This is a genomic window from Mycobacterium heckeshornense, assembly GCF_016592155.1.
Taxonomy (GTDB): domain Bacteria; phylum Actinomycetota; class Actinomycetes; order Mycobacteriales; family Mycobacteriaceae; genus Mycobacterium; species Mycobacterium heckeshornense.
Map to the genome: position 1 here is coordinate 4,590,807 of NZ_AP024237.1, position 18,647 is coordinate 4,609,453.

Annotated in this window: 14 protein-coding genes and 2 pseudogenes; 11 read left to right on the forward strand and 5 right to left on the reverse strand. The window is 63.6% G+C overall.

The features are described from left to right. Positions 1 to 53: 53 nt before the first annotated feature. The 3 genes from MHEC_RS22175 to MHEC_RS22185 all read right to left on the reverse strand — a co-directional run bounded on the left by MHEC_RS22175 (position 54) and on the right by MHEC_RS22185 (position 5,132). Positions 54 to 1,511 (reverse strand): DUF7159 family protein, encoded by a 1,458-nt coding sequence (locus MHEC_RS22175; protein ID WP_048893123.1) that lies wholly within the window; start codon positions 1,509 to 1,511, stop codon positions 54 to 56. A gap of 297 nt (positions 1,512 to 1,808) precedes the next feature. Then, positions 1,809 to 3,746 carry an Hsp70 family protein gene (locus MHEC_RS22180; RefSeq protein ID WP_048893122.1) on the reverse strand — a complete coding sequence of 646 codons (1,938 nt, stop codon included), beginning with the start codon at positions 3,744 to 3,746 and terminating at the stop codon, positions 1,809 to 1,811. Positions 3,747 to 3,902: 156 nt separating this feature from the next. Beyond that, positions 3,903 to 5,132 carry a hypothetical protein gene (locus tag MHEC_RS22185; RefSeq protein ID WP_048893121.1) on the reverse strand — a complete coding sequence of 410 codons (1,230 nt, stop codon included), beginning with the start codon at positions 5,130 to 5,132 and terminating at the stop codon, positions 3,903 to 3,905. 38 nt (positions 5,133 to 5,170) lie between these two features. Here MHEC_RS22185 and MHEC_RS22190 point away from each other — a divergent pair, with 38 nt between their 5' ends. Continuing rightward, positions 5,171 to 5,797 (forward strand): TetR/AcrR family transcriptional regulator, encoded by a 627-nt coding sequence (locus MHEC_RS22190; RefSeq protein ID WP_048893120.1) that lies wholly within the window; start codon positions 5,171 to 5,173, stop codon positions 5,795 to 5,797. Then, positions 5,797 to 6,270 (forward strand): nuclear transport factor 2 family protein, encoded by a 474-nt coding sequence (locus MHEC_RS22195; protein WP_372507358.1) that lies wholly within the window; start codon positions 5,797 to 5,799, stop codon positions 6,268 to 6,270. The genes MHEC_RS22190 and MHEC_RS22195 overlap by 1 nt, the downstream gene beginning before the upstream one ends. Here MHEC_RS22195 and MHEC_RS22200 read toward each other — a convergent pair whose 3' ends face one another. Continuing rightward, the gene (locus tag MHEC_RS22200; RefSeq protein ID WP_275999891.1) at positions 6,271 to 6,915 is read right to left on the reverse strand and encodes a L,D-transpeptidase family protein; all 645 of its coding nucleotides are present in this window, start codon (positions 6,913 to 6,915) and stop codon (positions 6,271 to 6,273) included. Between the two features lie 381 nt (positions 6,916 to 7,296). On the opposite strand from MHEC_RS22200, the gene MHEC_RS22205 reads away from it, so the two are divergent. The 5 genes and pseudogenes from MHEC_RS22205 to MHEC_RS22225 form a co-directional block, all read left to right on the forward strand. Next, a complete protein-coding gene (locus tag MHEC_RS22205; RefSeq protein WP_048893141.1) occupies positions 7,297 to 9,657 on the forward strand; it encodes an ATP-binding cassette domain-containing protein in 2,361 nt (786 codons plus the stop codon). Between the two features lie 78 nt (positions 9,658 to 9,735). Next, positions 9,736 to 10,050 (forward strand): DUF2563 family protein, encoded by a 315-nt coding sequence (locus tag MHEC_RS22210; protein ID WP_048893117.1) that lies wholly within the window; start codon positions 9,736 to 9,738, stop codon positions 10,048 to 10,050. Further along, positions 10,032 to 11,972 carry a putative alpha/beta hydrolase gene (locus MHEC_RS22215; protein WP_048893116.1) on the forward strand — a complete coding sequence of 647 codons (1,941 nt, stop codon included), beginning with the start codon at positions 10,032 to 10,034 and terminating at the stop codon, positions 11,970 to 11,972. The genes MHEC_RS22210 and MHEC_RS22215 overlap by 19 nt, the downstream gene beginning before the upstream one ends. A gap of 112 nt (positions 11,973 to 12,084) precedes the next feature. Further along, positions 12,085 to 12,573: a hypothetical protein gene (locus MHEC_RS22220; RefSeq protein ID WP_071700573.1), complete on the forward strand. Its 489-nt coding sequence runs from the start codon at positions 12,085 to 12,087 to the stop codon at positions 12,571 to 12,573. A 46-nt stretch (positions 12,574 to 12,619) separates the two neighbouring features. Continuing rightward, a pseudogene (locus tag MHEC_RS22225) lies at positions 12,620 to 12,998 on the forward strand (putative alpha/beta hydrolase); the annotation flags it as partial. Positions 12,999 to 13,194: 196 nt separating this feature from the next. Here MHEC_RS22225 and MHEC_RS22230 read toward each other — a convergent pair. Next, on the reverse strand, positions 13,195 to 14,541 hold the full coding sequence (locus MHEC_RS22230; protein WP_081235376.1) for an IS256 family transposase: 1,347 nt from the start codon (positions 14,539 to 14,541) through the stop codon (positions 13,195 to 13,197). Between the two features lie 155 nt (positions 14,542 to 14,696). Here MHEC_RS22230 and MHEC_RS22235 point away from each other — a divergent pair, with 155 nt between their 5' ends. From MHEC_RS22235 to MHEC_RS22250, 4 genes and pseudogenes are all read left to right on the forward strand, one after another. Then, entirely contained in the window at positions 14,697 to 14,840 is a 144-nt protein-coding gene (locus tag MHEC_RS22235) for a hypothetical protein (RefSeq protein ID WP_201399633.1), read from the forward strand. Positions 14,841 to 15,239: 399 nt separating this feature from the next. Beyond that, entirely contained in the window at positions 15,240 to 15,422 is a 183-nt protein-coding gene (locus MHEC_RS24580) for a hypothetical protein (protein ID WP_235435027.1), read from the forward strand. Between the two features lie 110 nt (positions 15,423 to 15,532). Further along, on the forward strand, positions 15,533 to 16,021 hold the full coding sequence (locus tag MHEC_RS22245) for a hypothetical protein (RefSeq protein ID WP_099869037.1): 489 nt from the start codon (positions 15,533 to 15,535) through the stop codon (positions 16,019 to 16,021). Positions 16,022 to 16,068: 47 nt separating this feature from the next. Beyond that, positions 16,069 to 17,958, forward strand: a pseudogene (locus MHEC_RS22250) (TNT domain-containing protein). Positions 17,959 to 18,647: the final 689 nt, after the last annotated feature.

Sequence of the window (18,647 nt, forward strand, 5' to 3'; positions counted from 1 at the left end):
TGCGCGCAGCACACGAAGTCGCGCCACGTCCAGTTGCGGACGGGGGATGTCCCCTACGGTCCCGGCGGCGGTGCCGGCGGGGGCGGGTTGATCGGGATCGGCACGGTGACGAACGGCAGTCGCAGATACATCGTCATCGGCGGCATGGCAGGCGCCGGAGGTGGCGGCGCGGCCGGAGGTGGTGGCGGCGGCGCGGCCGGTGGCGCGGCCGGCGGTGCAGGCGGCGCTTCCGGGGCGGGCTGCGGTGCCGGGGCGGCGGGCGCCACATAGGCCGGTGCTTGAGGTGCCGGAGTCCGATGCACCGGGGCGGGGTGCGGAGCCACGACCGGTGCCGGCTCCGGGATCGTTTCGGGCGGCGGGGACGGTGCTGCGGTCGGTGGGGCAGGCGCGGCGGGCGGCGCAGGCGACGCGACCGGTGGCGGTGCAGCCGGCGGCGCAGAGGCGGCCGGGGCCGGCGGTTGCGCGGTCGGCGGCGCGGGTGCCTGTTCGGTCGGGATGACCACGCCCCCGCCAGGCTGCGGTCGCTGACTCACCGTCGGCCGCACGTCGACGACCAGCGAAACGACCAGCGCCACAACGCCAATGAGGAACGCCGCGGCCGCCGCACTGCCGACCAGCAGGATCGGCCGGTGCCGCCGCGGAGTCTGCTCGTCGGTGTCTTCGGGCAGCGCGCTATACGCCAGCGCCCCGCTGGCGGGGCCGGCTTGCCCGGAAACGTCGAGGTAGGTCGGGGCGACCGCGTACTGATCGACCTCACCGGTGCCCGGATCTTGCGCGTAGGCCAAAGCCGCGGTCGACGAGGCGAACAGTGGGGCGTTCGCCGACGCTAACGCCGCCCCCCGGGCCAAGGCCGTGTCCGGCTCCTCGGGCGCGCTCACGGGAAGAGTCGTCGCCTCCTCCAGGCGGGGCTTGATGGGCACGACGTCGACGCCGCAGCCAACGATGAACACACCCTCCGGGCGAGGTCCCAGCGACTCCAGGCCAGACACCATCGACGTCAGCTCCGCCGCGTCGGCCGCCAGCTCGGCCGTGTCGCCTTCGCCCCAGACCGTGTTCACGAGCCGTCGATGCAAGTCAACGATCGAGCCATCGGTGCAGTTGACGACGGCCAAGGTGGCACTTCGCGGCTCGGCGAACAGCAACGCGATGTGCTGGTAGCCCAGTGCGGTGCCGACCGTCTGCGCGAGGGCCGCGGCAGCCAGCAACGGACCGACCAGCATCACTCCGTCGATTTGCCGGCTATCCAGGGCATCGCGCAACACGGGAGCGTCTTCGGCGTCGGTCCACGTCACGCCGGTCGACGTCAACCGATAGCCGGCCTCCAGCGCGGCTTCGCGGGTGCCCAGGATTGCTGCGATCACCTGATCCGCCACCGCTGCGCTTGCCGACTCGCCGTCGACCGTCACCTCGAAGTGGTCTTCGTCGACGGTGACGCCGTCCGCGTTTTCGCCCTCGACCAGCACCATGCGGACCGTAGTGGGTGCCGTCGACACCCCGAGTACGATGTCCACAACTCCTCCAAAGTACTTTGCTGCCACGGTCTGGCGGAGGAGTGCACCGCGCGGGCCGCCATCTGCAAACTTCGTCGCCGCATCCGGATGCGGCGTTACACCCGATTAGCTGGACCTATGAAGTTCTTGTCGAAGTGAGACGGCAGCGGCACCCGATGGACCCCGCCGACCTGGGTAGTTCAACCCTACCCGCAGACGTGCGGACAGGGACCCGGACAGCGAGATGGATCGGCCGACATAGCTGTGCCGCCCCAGCCGCGTTGCGGCCTGGGCGGTCCCGGTCGGGCAGTTTTGCGGTCAGTAACCGCCGGGATTCACAAAGGGGTTCTGCGGGGGGTTCGGCGCCTGAGACTGCGGAACCTGAATGGGTATGGGGACGGGCACCAACGGCACCGTCAACCACTCGGTGGTCATGGGCACCGTCGTGGTGGTGGTCGTCGTCGTGGTGGGCGACGGCGTGGTGGTCGTCGTCGTCGTGGTCGTGGTGGTCGTAGTCGTCGTGGTCGGCTGGGTCGTGGTCGTCGGCGCCGCGCGGTATGTCGTCGTCACCGGCGGCGGCGGCGGTGGCGGTTCGGAAGACGGCGGAGGGGGCGGTGGCTCTTCAACGCTGCTCGGTGGCGGCACCGCGCTCGGCGGCGGGGGCGCGAGACTCGGTGACGGCGGCGGGGAGCTGAGTGCGGGCAGCGGCGCCACAGTCGTCGGGCTCGGCGACGCGGGAGGCACCTGTCGTTCGGTCGTGCTCGTCAACGACAACGCCACCCCGCCGATCGCGGTCATCGAGACCAGACCCGCGAGCCCGACGAGCAACTGCGGCAGGCGGTTTCGCCGCTGTCGCTCGACCGGCGGTTTAATGGTCGGCAGCAGCTGCGACGGCGTGGCGCGGCCATCGTCGTCGTAGAAGCTGTAAAACGAGCCGGTAAACGGCACCGGTTCGTTGCCGGTGTCGTCGGCCTCCGACCAGGCCAGCTGTCGCGGCGTGGCGTCGTCACCGGCAAGCACATCGCCGTTGATCGCGCCGAAACCACCGGTAGACAACCCGAATGTGTCCTCTAGCGTGCTGACCCCGCCCTCTACCGTGTTCAAATTGTCCGGAGGCGAGGTGAACCCGCCGGTCGACGAACGCATGCTGCCGGTGACCGCACCAGCCATTGCTGCGATCGCCGTCGGCGCTTCGAGCTTCTCATCGACCGCCTCGGCTCGGGGTTGCGCCGCGAGCATCATGGCTCCGACCGCAGCGGCGAGTTCGGGTTGCAAAGCGGTCACGACCGGAAGCTTCGTGTGAGACGAAAGGCGTTCTGCCACAATCGGTATTCTGGCTGAACCACCGGCCATCGCCACCGCGGCGAGGCCGGTGCGGCCGATCTTGGTGCGCGCCAGCATGTCGTCGAATGCGCAGAACACACCGTTGAGTCGATCGTGTATCAAACTCTCCAGATCGGATCGTCTGACCCGGATTCGACCGTTTTTGCCTGGAACGTCGACCGCTAGTTCGGTCGCCGGCTCGGTGGACAACCGCTCCTTGGCGCGGCGGCATTCCTCGAGGAGCCCAGTCAGGTCTGCGACCGCAGCGGTGCTGGCGGGATCGGCCTGAGCGCTATGGCCGATGCCGTCCAGTGCATGCATCAGCAGCGCCTGGTCAATGGTGTCGCCGGAGAATCCGGAATGGCGAAGCGTTTTGGCGATCGGCGTGAACCCGGACGCGGCGTCAGCCAACGTGATGCTGGTGCCGCCACCACCGAAATCGAACAAAGCGACCACACCGTCGGCCGGCAACCGCGCCTGCGAGTTCAACGCCGTCAACGCCGCCATCGCATCGGAGACAAGACGCGGGGCTACCCCAATTCGGACGAAACCCGCATGCGTGCTTAGTGCATCCTGCAGCGCTCGCAGCGCATCGATTTCCCAGTGCGCGGGTGCGGCAATCGCGATATCTGCGGCCGCGGGGTCGGCGCCTATCGTGCCAATCAGCGCGTCGAGTGCTTCGACCAGCAATAGGGCCGGGTCGTGTGTCGAGCCGGTGCCTGATGCCAGTGTCTTGGCCTCACCGACCCTTTCCACGAAACCGGCCATCAGGATCCCTTTTTCGGAGAAATTCGAATCCTCCACGGGGACACCGAGTTCAGGTGCGCGGTGCGGGTAGAGGGTCAACATGGCGCGACGCGTGACGGGTGGAGTGCCGTTACGCGCCGCGACTAGGTTGGTGGTCCCGATCGACAACCCCAGTGGGTCGTACATAAAGCGAATACTTTCGTCGATAACCGTCGGTGGCCAGCGTCAACCATAGCCACAGTCCGTGCCGATGCGGATCTGCGGCAACCTCATTGGTATGCGCTCGATGCTGTTGTGTCACCGAAGCGAGACCTCAAGCATCTTGACAGGGTCGCCCAGGGCTCACACCACGGTGAGCGGCAACGATCGTCTCGGCTGGAACCGAAATGTCGATCCGCGACTGAGCTTGGCCACCGACACCTCGGGCAATTCGGCGGCAGCGGTGTCGGTTTCGATGAACTCGGCCGCCCAGTCGCTAGTCGTTCCAGCGACGCGAGGCTGGACATGCGGGTCTACCGCGGTGGCGATCGACTGCAATGGCAGCGTGGAATCTGGTGCACACAACGAAATCCAGGCGCCGTCGTCGTGAGCCGGTGAGCGATGCACGATTAGCCGCTCGTCGGCGATGTCAGCAGCGACGTACCCGGCAGGGTTGAACAGCGGATGCAATTCCAGGACCCTCAAGACGCCCTCGACACCACCCGGCAACGACAACGCCCGATGAATGCGTTGGGCGCCAAGCCCCGCGACGCCGGTGAGCTGCCGGGTGCACACCGAGGTGGCCAGTTCGCCGTCAGCCCCGGCGCGTTTGCGAACCGCCATCGCGAATGACAAGTACAGCAAATGCATCTGCAAACACACCTCGTCGGCGATGCGCACCAGCGCCGAATGCGAGAACGCGCCGAAGTCGAGGTCGGAAACCAGCGGCCCGGAGTAGTCGGCCAGGCCCTCCTGGGATCGATCGATCGCACCAAGTTCCCAGCTCGCCGCTCGGGTCCGGCCAACCATGTCGAGCGCGGGGATACCCTCGGCCGGCGGGTGCGACTCGTCGATGATCACCGTCCAGGCGCAGTGCGGATGCCGATCCGACGGCACCCGGGGTGGCCGGTGGATGGGACGCATCCGCGCCCGCGGGTTGGTTGCCACCGCGGTGGCGTCGAACGTCGGGTCCTCGATGGTGTGACACATGCCGAAGACGTACTCGTCACCCATCGGCTCCACGTCGAGCAGCGCGCCGCAGTGGTCGAGGTGAAATTCACCATGCCAACGGTCGTGCACGGTGTAGCGGAAATCCATGAACTGCGGCGGTGCGCCGATATCAAGTTGAAGCCCCTTGAAGATGGTCGGCACGTCATCGCCCTCGTAATTCAGCGCCCGCTGCATGCGTTTGGTGTAAATCGGGCTCGCGCCCGCCCACTCCTCGATGGCGATCTGCAGCATCTCCTCGCGGCCGAAAGCCTCAATGCACCAAGCCATCCCGGAGCGATCAATCATGTGCCCGATCAGAAGCAGCTCGGGAACAAGATCGGCCAGCTGCTCGCGGGACAGCCGTGCATACCGGGATCGGGTCACGCACCAAAAATAGAGCCGTCTATGTTATAAAGTCAATAATGTCCGTCGCGTCAGGTCGCCCAGTGGTTCCCACCCGCCGTACCAGCGCGCCCCGCAAGCGCGGAGACGACACCCGCGCGAAGATCATCGACGAGACGGTGCGCTGCATCATCGAGGAGGGCTTCGAAGCCGCGACCGCCAAACACGTCGCCGAACGTGCCGGTGTGACGTGGGGAGTCATCCAGTACCACTTCGGTGACCGCAACGGTCTGCTGATGGCCGTCGTCGACGACGGGGTGGCCAAGCTGCTCGGCAGTCTGTCGTCGGCCGATGTCAGCGAGTTGCCGCTGCGCCGACGCATCGAGGTCGTCGTCGATACGGCGTGGGCGTGCTATAGCAGCCCCACCTCGATGGCGGCCTTCGAAATTCTGCGGGCCACCCGCGGCGGCCTCGGCCAGTCCTCGCGGCATCATTTGCGTGAGATGAATTCCGCGATCAACCGGCTCGGCATGCTGATCTCCGACGACCCGGCCAATGACGGTGTTGCCGAAGTGATTTGGGCCACGCTACGAGGCGTGGTGCTGGCACAGATGCTGACCGGAATGCCCATCGACTGGCGGCGCGAGCGGCGCGCACTGATCGATATGGTCACCCATTACCTGCACCGTTGTGCTCCAATGACGTGATGAGCCGTGACGACGCCACCGCCGACATAGCAGCGATCAAACAGGTCAAATACCGCTACCTGCGGGCACTGGACACCAAGCACTGGGACGAGTTCGCCGACACCCTCACCGAGGACGTCAAAGGCGACTACGGATCCTCGCTCGGAGAGGAGCTGCACTTCACCAACCGCGCCGATCTGGTGAACTACATGCGCTCGGCGCTGGCTTCCGGCATCATCACCGAGCATCGGGTGACTCATCCCGAGATCACGGTCAGCGGCGACGAGGCATCCGGTATCTGGTACCTGCAAGACCGGGTGATCGTTCCCGAACTCAATTTCATGCTGATCGGAGCCGCGTTCTACCGCGACCGCTACCGGCGCACCGACGGAAGCTGGAAGATCAGCGCCACCGGCTACGACCGGACCTACGAGGCTACAATGTCGTTGACCGGCATAGACTTTAAAGTGAAGCCTGGCCGAGCACTTGCGTAACTATTGGCCGATCGCCATCAGCGCGCCCGGCTGAAGCCAGCGGATGATCTGCACCAGGGTGTCGTCATCGATGGCCACACACCCCTCGGTGGGCCCGCCGTCAGTGGTGTGGAAGAAGAATGCCGCACCGTTCCCGGGAACGCGGGCGGTGTTGACACCCATCACCACCGCGTGTTTGTACTGTGGGATGTCGAGGTTTTCGCTTGCCGCCGTGTTGAACGGGCACTGATCTTTTCGGCAGACCTGCATCGTGTTGAAGGTGGGGCTACGCTCGTCGCCGCTCCACCAGTGGTCGGGCCCGACCTGAACGTATTTCAGACCGCCACCGGGATTCGGTGCGGTGCCGAAGGCATACGGCAACGTGAAGATGCCCATCGGGGTGGCTGGATATCCGCTCTTGGCCTGCGGTGCCAAGCCCGCCGATCCGACGTGTGTGGGAATGCCAGCCGCGATCGCCTGCCAGCCGGCTGCGCCGCGCTGATAGACATCCATCTTGGCGTTCGAACCCCCAATTCCGACAACAGAAATCACTTGCGTGGCGTTGCCGACAGAATGCGCGAACCACGGGTTTACCACCGCAGCGGTCAACGGCGCGAACGCCAGCGTGATGCCGACTGCGCACAGCACAGCAGACAGCACAGCCATCACTTGGCGCACCGCTTCATGATCGGCGGCTCAGGGTCCAAGGGTCAAGTAAAGGTTTCGACTCGATTCGGTCACCAAGCCGTCTCCAACCATCGGCTCCTTAGCGCATCGGCCTATATGATCGGCCCCGATGTCTTTATCCAATCAGCGAAACCCATTGTCACGATTGAACTTTACCTGCGTCTTAGGAACGCCATGGTTGGTATTCCACTCAGCGGTGGACTTCCGCGCCGGTCATCCAGCGCATTGCGAAGGTAGTTGAGAGCGCCGATGACACCGACGAAGGGCGGCGGCCTACCGTTTCGGCAGAATTACGCTTCACCGCATGCGGTGGTGAGCCAGGCGAGCTCACCGCCGCTGACCGTCTGGCTCGGATCGGCGATGTATATCTTTCCCGTCGACCGCGACATCACCATCGGTCGCGACCGCGACTGTGATATCTGCCTGCACGATCGCGATCGTGCCGGGCTGGGGCTGATCTCGCGGATGCACGCGATATTGCGGTTCGACGGGGCGCAATGGGTTGCCGTGGACAAAAGCCAGAACGGTGTTTTCGTCGATGGTGTGCGGTCCTCGATGGTGGCCATCCGCGACCGTCAAAAGATCGCGCTGGGCAGCCCACACGGCCCGCAGCTGACCTTTCGGGTCGCGACTTCTCCCGAGGCTCGCGAGCTGCGCAACCCACCCACGCTGAATCGCTTGACGGGTACTGCGGCTCGGAGCGCTAACGCCAACACGATGCGCGTGGCCCGGCCGCAGCCGCGTCATCGCGAACGACTCGGCGACACAATGCGTTTCTTGTTGCCTCCTCGCCCTGGCGCCGCACCGCCTGGATCCAAGACCATCGGCCGGGCCACCACCAACGACGTCGTCGTTAATGACGCGTTGGCATCGCGTAAGCACGCGGTGCTGCTATCCACCCCACACGGCGTCGAAATTCGCGACAACAACAGCAGCAACGGCACATTCGTCAACGGCACCCGCATCACTCGCGCATTGCTGCGCGACGGCGACGTCGTCACCATCGGCAACACCGACCTAGTGGCATCGGGCACCACTCTGCTGCCGCGCGGCCCCGCGCGCGGCAGCGGGCTCAATGCGCACGGGCTGGGGCTGAGCATCGACGGGCACACGCTGTTGACCAACGTCTCGTTCACCGCCCGGCCCGGCACCCTGACGGCGGTCATCGGACCATCCGGTGCCGGGAAATCGACGCTGGTCAAGCTGATTGGTGGCATCATGGCGCCCACCGCCGGTGTGGTCAGCTTCGACGGACATGACGTGCACACCGAATACGCCTCGATGCGCTCCCGGATCGGGATGGTGCCCCAAGACGACGTGGTGCACCGCCAACTGACCGTCGAGCAGGCATTAGGGTATGCCGCCGAACTGCGGTTGCCGCCGGACACCTCGCCTGCTGATCGCCGGGCGGTCGTCAGACGAGTCCTCGATGAGCTGGAGCTGACACCACACCGAAAGACGCGAGTGGACAAGCTTTCCGGCGGCCAGCGCAAGCGGGCCTCGGTGGCGATGGAGTTGTTGACCGGTCCGTCGCTGCTGATTCTCGACGAACCGACCTCAGGGCTGGATCCGGCATTGGACCGGCAGGTGATGACGATGCTGCGCCGGCTCGCCGACGCCGGCCGGGTGGTGATTGTGGTCACCCATTCGCTGAGCTACGTCACCATGTGCGACCAGCTCGTGCTACTGGCGCCCGGCGGCAAGACCGCGTTCGCCGAGCCGCCGGCACAGATCAGGCAGGTGATGGGAACCACCGATTGGGCCGACATCTTCGCCCGTGTCAGCACCGATCCGGACGGTGTGCACCGGGCATACCTGACGCGGCATCCCGCCCCACCGCGGGCACCGTCGACCACGTCCGGCACCGTTCCGCTTGGGGCTGCGCCGCATACCAGTCTGTGGCGCCAGATTTCGACGATCACACGCCGCCAGATTAGGCTTATCGCCGCTGATCGCGGCTATTTCGCGTTCCTGGCCGCATTGCCCTTCGTGTTGGGCGCGCTGTTGCTGGCAGTTCCCGGCAATACGGGACTGGGTTTCGCCGATCCACGCGGATCGCAACCCGATGAGCCCAGCGAGATCCTGATTCTGCTCAACATTGCCGCGGTGTTCATGGGGACGGCCCTGACCATTCGCGATCTGGTTGGTGAACGCACCATCTTCAAACGCGAACAGGCCGTGGGTCTGTCGGCGTCGGCGTATCTGCTGGCCAAGGTGCTCGCCTACACCGTTGCGGCGGTGATCCAAACCGCTGTCGTGACAACGATTTTGATAGCTGGAAAAGGTGCGCCCACCCGCGGTGCGGTACTGTTGGGCAATGGGACGGCCGAGCTCTACCTGACGCTGGCGGCCACGGCAATCGCCTCCGCCATGGTGGGATTGGTGTTGTCGTCGCTGGCGCGCTCGACTGAACAGATCCTTCCGCTGCTGGTGGTGGCGATCATGGTGTCGATGGTGCTGGCGGGCGGGCTGATCCCGGTGACGGGTCGCATGGGGCTGTCTCAGGTCTCGTGGCTCGTGCCGGCGCGGTGGGGGTTCGCCGCCTCAGCCTCGACGGTGGATCTGCGTCACATCGAGATGGACCTGCCCGCTGACCGGTTGTGGCTGCACTCGCCGCGTTATTGGCTGCTGGACATGGGAATGCTGGTGGCGTTGGGCCTGGCAGCCACGGGTTTCGTCCGGTTTCGGCTGCGGCTGCCTGCGCGCGGTCACTCTCGGTAAGCCCTGGTTCCGCCCGAGGTGAATTGACGGCGCGGCGACCCGGAGTAGCGTTACCCGCAGCTTCGGAAGGGGTGATCCATGTTCGTCGACACGGGTTTGCTGTATTCGGGAGCTCATGATTCTCACCGGGCTGGCGGGCATGCCGGCGACGGCGCCGATCACCTGGCCGCAGCCTCCCCGGCGGCGGGGATGTTCGGTGACTTCGCGGCGGCGCACGAGTTTCACCAAGCGGTCAGCCAAGCCCATATCCACCACACCAGGAAACTGCGGGCCCACCAACAGGTCCTCAGCGACGTCGGTGACAAAGCGCGCACCGCTGCGACGGCGTTCACCGATATGGAGGAACGCAACACGGTGAAGTTGGATGCGGTGCGTTGCAACTCCGATACATAAGCGTCCCGCAGCTTGTCGCGGAGGCCGGTGGTGACCCGTGGGAAGTCAACGCCAGTCTCCAAAGTGGCTGTCCGGCAGTGATTTCGGATTTGGCGCAGGCATTTCATAACGCCGGTGTCTGTACGACGGAGTCGGAGAACGCTTTTCTGGACGCACGCCGCCGCTTCGAGGCGTCGTGGACTCGCGAGAACGGTGAGCATCCGATCAACGACTCGGCTGAAGTGCAGCGGGTTACCCAATCGCTGCGTGTGCAGGCCGCGCAACTACCCAAGATCGCGGTCGACTTGGAGAACGTCGCTGCCACCCTCGCAGAGGCACAGCGCACTTCGGGTGTGTTGATTTCGACGCTGGAGTGCCAGTTGCAGCAGCTTGACAACGAGATCGGCCAGGCGCTTGATCTGGAGAAGAACCCCCACTTGTCTGGGGCCGAAAGACAGGAGCTCGATCAACTCATCACCGCGCTGGAAGACCAAGCCATCGGTGACACCGAATCGGCTCTGGCTCAACTGCAGTCGATCCGAGCCGGCTACTCGGACTATCTCCAGCGGGCGTCGGCCAATCTGCGGTCCGACGGATATGGCCCGGCCGCCATCCAGGGGCTGGACGCGCCGGAGACGCCTCTAAAACCAGAAGAACCTACCCTTCCGCCTCCAAATACCAGCGCCGAAGATGTCAACAAGTGGTGGAACTCGCTCAGCGAGGAACGCGACCGGTTGATCGCTGAACATCCACCAGAGTTGGGCAATCTCAATGGCATTCCTGCCATCGCGCGCGACGCAGTCAATCAAGCGGTGATGAACGACGACATCCATCGCGTCGAGGACGTCGCCAGGCGGTTCGGTGTTTCGAACGAGGACGTAGTCAAGAACCCCGCACTCTATGGGCTTACAGCCACAGATGTCGGCCGTTACAGCAACGCGGTCAAGACGCGGGACGGCCTCAAGTACGACGCTGGTACGGATCCCAACAACCTGAGGCCCGTCATGCTGTGGGAGTACGACCCGTTGGCCTTCAATGGCCAGGGCAAGGCGGCAATCGCCGTCGGTAACCCGGACTACGCGCGCAACACCGCCGTCATCGTGCCCGGCACGGGCAGCAGCGTGGCACAGGGGTGGATGACCGGACACGACGACGCGATCAACCTCTACGACCAGTCCTTGGCCGCCGATCCCGACCACCACTACACCTCGGTGATCGCCTGGATGGGTTATGACGCGCCTGACGGTTTCTCTGACGTCCGGGTCACTGAGCCCGGGTTGGCACGTGCCGGCGGAGATCTGCTGGCCAAGGATGTCAATGGCCTCTGGGTGACCCACAACGGGCTGACCCCTGAGCACATCACGGTCATTGGGCACTCCTATGGATCGACCACCGTCTCCGATGCGTTCGCCCACAGCGGCATGCACGCCAACGACGCGGTACTAATCGGTTGTCCTGGAACAGACCTGGCACATAGCGCTGCCGATTTCCACCTCGACGGCGGACACGTCTACGTCGGCTCAGCATCCAGCGACCCGGTCAGCTGGATCGGCAATTCGAACGGGTTGCCGCGCGAAATCCTCAAGGAGTATCTGAGGGACTACCACATCCCGGTCCCCCCGGATGCTGGATTAGGCACCGATCCGGCAGGCAACGGTTTCGGTTCCATCCGATTTCATGCGGAAGTGCCGGGCCATGGGGGGATCAGCGAACACGACCATTCGCATTACTACGCAATGGGCAGTGAGGCGTTGCGCAGCATGACCGACATCGCCAGCGGCCACCCCGAGCGTCTGGCAACCGACGGGATGCTCGCCGAAGGCAGGCACCAGCCGCACGTCGGCCCCCTCCGAATACCCGGTCTACCGGCGTTTATCGACCCTGAAGCCGACCGCCCACCCGATACGATCAAAGACAACCACGCATATCCCGCATATGAATGATCACAAATCTGCACACGCGACGTTTCCTGATAGCCGTCGAAGCCGATCGTGGTCCGTAGTACTCGTTCTGGTGGCGTGGGGCCTGCCGCTGGTGATAGGAGGATGTTCGGCGATGTTTGCCCACCGACATGACATCGACCACCCGGCTAATCCCCTGTCGGACCAACAAGCCATGGCCCAGGTGATCGATCCTGCAAAGCAGATCGTCAAAGTTGCTGGGCTTCAAGACGTCACAGGAGGTTTCCGCTGGGAGTCATGCAATGACCAAGGAGATCCGCCCTATCGCGGACTTGTAGAGATGAGTTTCAAGTGGCCTATGGACCAGTCCAAGGGCTACCCGACCGAGGTCGACCCCACCACTTACTTCGACAAGCTGGCCACGACGATGGCCGCCCACGGGTGGAACAACGGTCCGCCGCCCGAGTGGCATTCATACGGACGCGTCATCAATAAAGACGGCGTGGTCGCGGTCATGACTCAGAACCCTACCAATGGCAGGGGGGTTATCCGGGTTTCCGGTGAGTGCCGCAACATGACCAAGCATCGCGAGAACGGCACGGTGATGGGCTTCGAAATCACCGACCAACTTCGTCAAGGTTGAACCCTGGTCGGCATGCCTGCGAGGGATCTGGACATTGGATCGGTAGGTGCAGCTACAACATATAGATCTCGGAAAACTCATCGCGGCCGCTGGCGGTGATCCCTGGCAGGTCAATGCCAGCATTCAAAGTGGACGACCGGCCCAGATCGCCGAGCTGGGGCAAGCGTTTCATAGTGCCGGTCAGTGCACCGCCGAGGCCGACAACGCGCTGGCGGTCACACACCAAGGTGCGCCAACCCAAATGACAGTGGTCGGCCACTCCTACGGATCAACTACGGTCTCGGATGCAGCGGCGGCATACGGCATGCATGCCGATGATGTGGTGTTGGTCGGCTCTCCGGGCACAGACCTGGCGCATTCGGCAGCGGATTTCCACTTGAACCCTGGTGGGCACCTCTACGTCGGAGCCGCCTCAGACGACCCGGTTACGTGGTCTCCTGGTCATGTGACGATGGCGGGGACCGGTATCCCCTTGGGAGGGCTCGGGCCGGACCCTGCCGTGGATGGCTTCGGCTCAACGCGGTTCAAAGCTGAAGTACCCGGTTTCTCGGCCAATGGTGGCGTCCCAGGAGCGGTGTAAAAGTGGCCTGGCGTAGGTCCCGCTCGCTTGCGTTCATGATCCTATGCGGTGGCGCTGGCAGGTTCACTTGGGACCATGCCGGTTTCGGGGTTTGTTTCCGAATTCCTTTGCGGCAGTTCGGTTGGTGGGTCATGCAGCGATCTGCGTAGGTCGGCCAGCAGCCGCAGGCCGGCCGGGGTCATGGTGAATCCGCGCCATCCGGCCGAGGCGCGGTCGAGCACCGCCCACACCAGTTTGAGGCAGGAGTACTCGCCGGGCAGCCTGCCGATGACCTTGACCCGGCGGCGGGTCTCGCCGAAGGTGCGCTCGATGAAGTTCGAATGCCGCACGCGGGTCCAATGCTCGCGCGGAAACCGCAGATAGACCGTCAGCGATTCACGGTCAGCGAGCAGGGCCCGCACCGCCGCCGGGTAAGAGTCGCGCCAGCGCTTGGCGAACACGTCGATCCTGTTCTGGGCGAGTTTGACCGCCTCGATGCCGGGTTCGACGTCCTCAGGCAGGTCGAAGATCGCCCAGTAATCGGCTTTGACGTCGGCCTGCGCATTTTTAGCCACCTTGGCAATGATGTTGCGGGCGCGATGAATTAGGCAGCGCTGCCGCAACGCCGTGCCCATCGTGCGCTCGACCGCACCGATCAACCCGGGCGCGCCGTCGCTGATCACCAGCAGCGGACACGCCAGCCCACGCTCGCCGAGCCCGGACAGGAACCCTTCCCACGCGTCGCCGGACTCCGAGGATGCCGCGTCCAGCCCGACGAACACGGGCTTGCCGTCGGTGTCGATGCCCCAGGCGGCCAGCACCGGCTCGGCCGCGGCGTTTGCGTGATATTTGAAGTGGCTGCCGTCGAGGAACAGGTAATCCAGCTCGACGTCGTCGAGGCGGCGGGCGCTCCATTGTTCGAACTGAGTCTTGATGTCCTCGCAGATCCGCGACACCGTCGACTTCGACACCGCGGCGGCCTCGCCGAGCGCCTCGACCAAAGTGGCCTCCACGTCGCGGACCGACAGGCCGCGCACGAACCCGGCGATCACCAGCGACTCCAGGGCGTTGGTCTTGGTCACTCCCTTGCCGAACAGCTGGGAGGCGAACCGCTCGGTGGTGCCGCGCACCTTCGGCCGGGCCAGCGTTACCGGTCCCGCGGTGGTCTTCACCGTGGTCGGGCAATATCCGTTGCGCATCCCAGCGCGGGCGTCGTCGCAGCTCGCGGCTCGCTGGTAGCGGTCCCGGCCGAGGAACTCGCTCACCTCGGCCTCGATCGCGGTCTGCAGCAGCAATCGGGCGCCGAGCCGGGCTACTTCCTCGATCGCACCCGCCAGGTCCTCGCCGCCAGCGAACACACCATCAATTTCTGCCTGCAACCGCTGCACAGGCGATACCCTCTTCAACACGGACGTGGGCTCCTTCCATCAGACTTGCCGGTCTTCGAGGGAACCTACGTCCGGATTCTTTTACACCGCGGGAGGGACACGACCCGGCCAATCCGCTCGAGGATCATTCCCACTACTTCGACAAAGGCTCCGAATCGCTGTTCAGCATCGCCGACGTGGTGTCCGGCCACGGCGACGCGCTCCAGCACGACGGCATGACCGCACATCACCGAGGCGAATACTTCTTGCCGGATTGGGTCGACCCCGAAGCCATCCGGCCAGGAACCAGCGGGCACCAGCACAGCGCGCCGACGGGCTAAACCGCAATCCGCCGGTGGGCATCAACGACGGGTGAAAGGAAGTGACGGGTGTGGATCCTGCCAGGCAGAGCTGCTGGCACCGCGGTGCTGATCGGCCTTGCACTCAGTGGGTGTGCTAACGCCGTGTCGAACCCCATTTCCCCGCAGCAGGCCCGCTCCCAAGTCGTCGACGCTGCGCGAGACATTGTCACTACACTCAGTGCCGAGGTGACTGAAGCGACGTTCAGCTATGAATCGTGCAACGATCAGGGAGACCCCCCCTTCCGGGGGGTAGCGAAAGTGTCATTTTGGGTACCCGGCGTACCGCATAATCAGTCAGCCGACCCACAGGCGGTGATCGGGCCGCTAGTCCGCAATGGCTGGAGTACCAACTCCGATTTCACATCTCATGCTCCAACATTGCGCAAAGGCAAAGTCAACGTCATCCTCACCGTGCTACCGGCGCACTTCCCTGCGGGAGTCGAACGCAAAAGCCACGCGTGGGTCGATGTCAACGGCGAATGCCGCGACATGTTCGACCACCGCACTGACGACTCGATACTCCCAGTCGATATCAAAGCCGAACTCCTCCAACCGCGGTAACGGATGACAGCCGCATGAGCGTCCCTAATAACCGTCGAAGCCGATCGTGGTCTTTAGTACTCGTTCTGGTGGCGTGGGGCCTGCCGCTGGTGATAGGAGGATGTTCGGCGATGTTTGGCCACCGACATGACATCGACCACCCAGCCAATCCCCTGTCGGACCAACAAGCCACGGCTCAGGTGATCGATCCCGCCAAGCAGATTGTGAAAATAAGTGGGCTGCAGGATCCGACGGGACACTTCGACTGGGAATCATGCAATGACCAAGGAGATCCGCCTTACCGCGGACTTGTGACGATCGGATTCAAGTGGCCTATGGAAGATTCCAAGGGCTACCCGACCGAGGTCGACCCCGATATGTACTTCGACAAGCTGGCCACGACGATGGCCGCCTACGGGTGGAACAACGGTCCGCCGCCTGATTGGCATTCATACGGACGAGTGATCAACAAAGACGGCGTGGTGGCGGTCATGAACCAGGACGCAGCCAACGGTGAAGGCACCATCCAAGTCTCCGGTGAGTGCCGCAACATGACCAAGCATCGCGAGAACGGCACGGTGATGGGCTTCGAGATCACCGGCCAACTTCGTCAAGCCTGAACTCCCGGTCGGCATGCCTGCGAGGGATCTGGACATTGGATCGGTAGGTGCAGCTACAACATATAGATCTCGGAAAACTCATCGCGGCGGCTGGCGGTGATCCCTGGCACGTCAATGCCAGCATTCAAAGTGGACGACCGGCCCAGATCGCCGAGCTGGGGCAAGCGTTTCATAGTGCCGGTCAGTGCACCGCCGAGGCCGACAACGCGTTTGTTGAGGCGTATCGCCGGTTCGAGGTGTCGTGGAACCGGGAGAACGGGGAGCACCCGATCAATGACTCCGCCGAAGTGCAGCGCACCATCCGATCACTGCGGGGCAAGTGGCCCAACTGCCCAAGATCGCCGTCGACCTGGAAAATATCGCCGCCACCCTCGCCGAAGCCCAACGTAGCTGCGCCACGCTGATCTCCACACTGGAGACGCAACTAACAGACATCGACCAAAAGATCGGCGCAGCGGAAGATCTCGAAACAACCAGCCACCTGTCCGCCGCGGATAAGGAGGCGGTTGATCAACTCATCGCGAGCCTCGAACACACCGCAATTGACGACACGAAATCCACACTGGCCCAACTGCAGTCGATCCGGGCCGGCTACTCGGACTATCTACAGAAGTCGCTGGCCAGCCTGCGCACCGATGGATACGACCCGGATGCGATCCACGGTGTGGATGCCGAACAGCCCAAAGATCCAGTCCCCGGAGATATTCCACCGTCTGGACTGGAGACCACCAAGCTGGCCGATATCAAACGGCTCACCAATCAGGCTGTGCTGGATCAGATGGCCAAAGTGCGCGCAGCACAAAAGGCCATCGACGATGCCGCCGCCACGGCTTACACCACAGGCCAAGGATCCCCGGAGGGACAAGCCGCGCTTGCGCGTCTGCCCCAACTCACAAAGAACCTCGCCGACGCGCTCATCGATTTGGGCAAACTGCCCGACTACAGCAACATCGATCCCAGCACCCTGCGCAGCAGCCCCGATGGCCGTTTCATCTTTGGCTACACCGTCGACGGGCAACCCGTGCAGGTCACCGGTCAGCTTAAGAATGGCACCGGCGAGATTTTCGATCAGCGCACGCAGACGTACTACACGTTCACAAACGGCAAACTCACCGGCATTCGCACGCTCGATGAGGGCCGCGCCATCCCCGACGACCAACTACTGCAAAACGCCTTCGTCACCGCCGTAGGTGCTGGCCCCACCCTTGTGGCCGGCAAAGCCGGCGCCGAGGCCGCCTGGCAAGGCCTCAAGGCACTATTCACCCGTGAAGGTCGCGCCGCCGACGCAGCCGAGTCCCGCGCCCACGCCGTCGCCCAAAGTCTCACCACCGACCACCCGCTTCACTTTTCGCCCACCACAAATTCAGAGCACCCGACCCCGTTAACCGCGAGCGAACATCCAGCAGGGCCAACCGCGCACGAGCCAGCGCAGCCCGGCGGCGGCCCGCACACCGCGCCTATACCGGGCAGCGAGGTGCCGCACCCGTTGCCCTCCGATTCGCCGCTGTTTCACGGATATCACCCGATCGAACCCGGCCCGGAATTCACCAGAGCCGACGGCAGCCTCATCTACCCCGACGACAGCCTGCCCAGCAAGCCCTACGCCATACCCAGTACCGTCATCCCCGACGCGCACCTGCCTGCAGGCACCGAGCTTGGCCGCTTCGGCTACCCCGGCGGCTCTTACCTAGCCCCCGAAGGAACCCCCTTCGCACAACTCTCCCTCCCCGGAAAGCGCCGCCAAACCGTATTACCGATACGTCGTCAACGACCCCACAGCACTCCCACCCGGCTGGCACATCGAACAATCCCAAGCAGCCCCATGGTTTCATCAACCCGGCGGCGGCACACAATACCGAATTATCGCACCGCCCGGAGAGGAGGCGTCCGTGGAGGCACTCGTCGACTGCGGATATCTAAGGAGAATAGTCGGCTAATGGTAGATTTCTCTCGCTTATCAACAAACTGGGTTGAATGGTCTAATATGGCGCAGCTCGCGGATATAGCTGTGTTGACGAATTGCGATGACTGCGAAATTCTGTTCAGCTCCAACGACTATTCGGTACACTTGCACAGAGAAAACTCCTGGTGGGTTATAGATACGGTTGATGACCGCGGGAAACGCTACAATGACGTTGCTAAGTTCTCTACCTTTGATTTGGCAGAAAAATACTTGATATGGCGTTGGGGAAATACAGCGCGGAGCGCGATCGGCAGAGAGAGTCTGGGTCCTCCACTTTACAAGTCCGGCTACAATCCGAAGGTAATTGTAGCGCCGACCGATAGCGAATGGAGTGTAGAGCTAAAATCATCTGCTGGAAGCGCAATCCTATCCGAGCCTTACTCTAGGATCTTTAGTCATCTGATGTCGAAGTCAGTGGATGAGATTGAGCGGATGGTCAGGGAGGGGATCGCCTAGCTTAACACTTGCTCGTCCATGCCTCGCGGCCGGACCTTTAAAGACTTATACAAGCAGGGATCTGCTTCTGAAGTTGCGGTTTTGCGCGTGTGCGATGCGCATATCAAGATATGCCTGCATGAGGCTTGTTCCGTTCTGGTTTGGAGGTATCGCTACGATCTTAAGTCACCTAATGTCGAAATCTACGATGAGATCGAGCAGATTGTG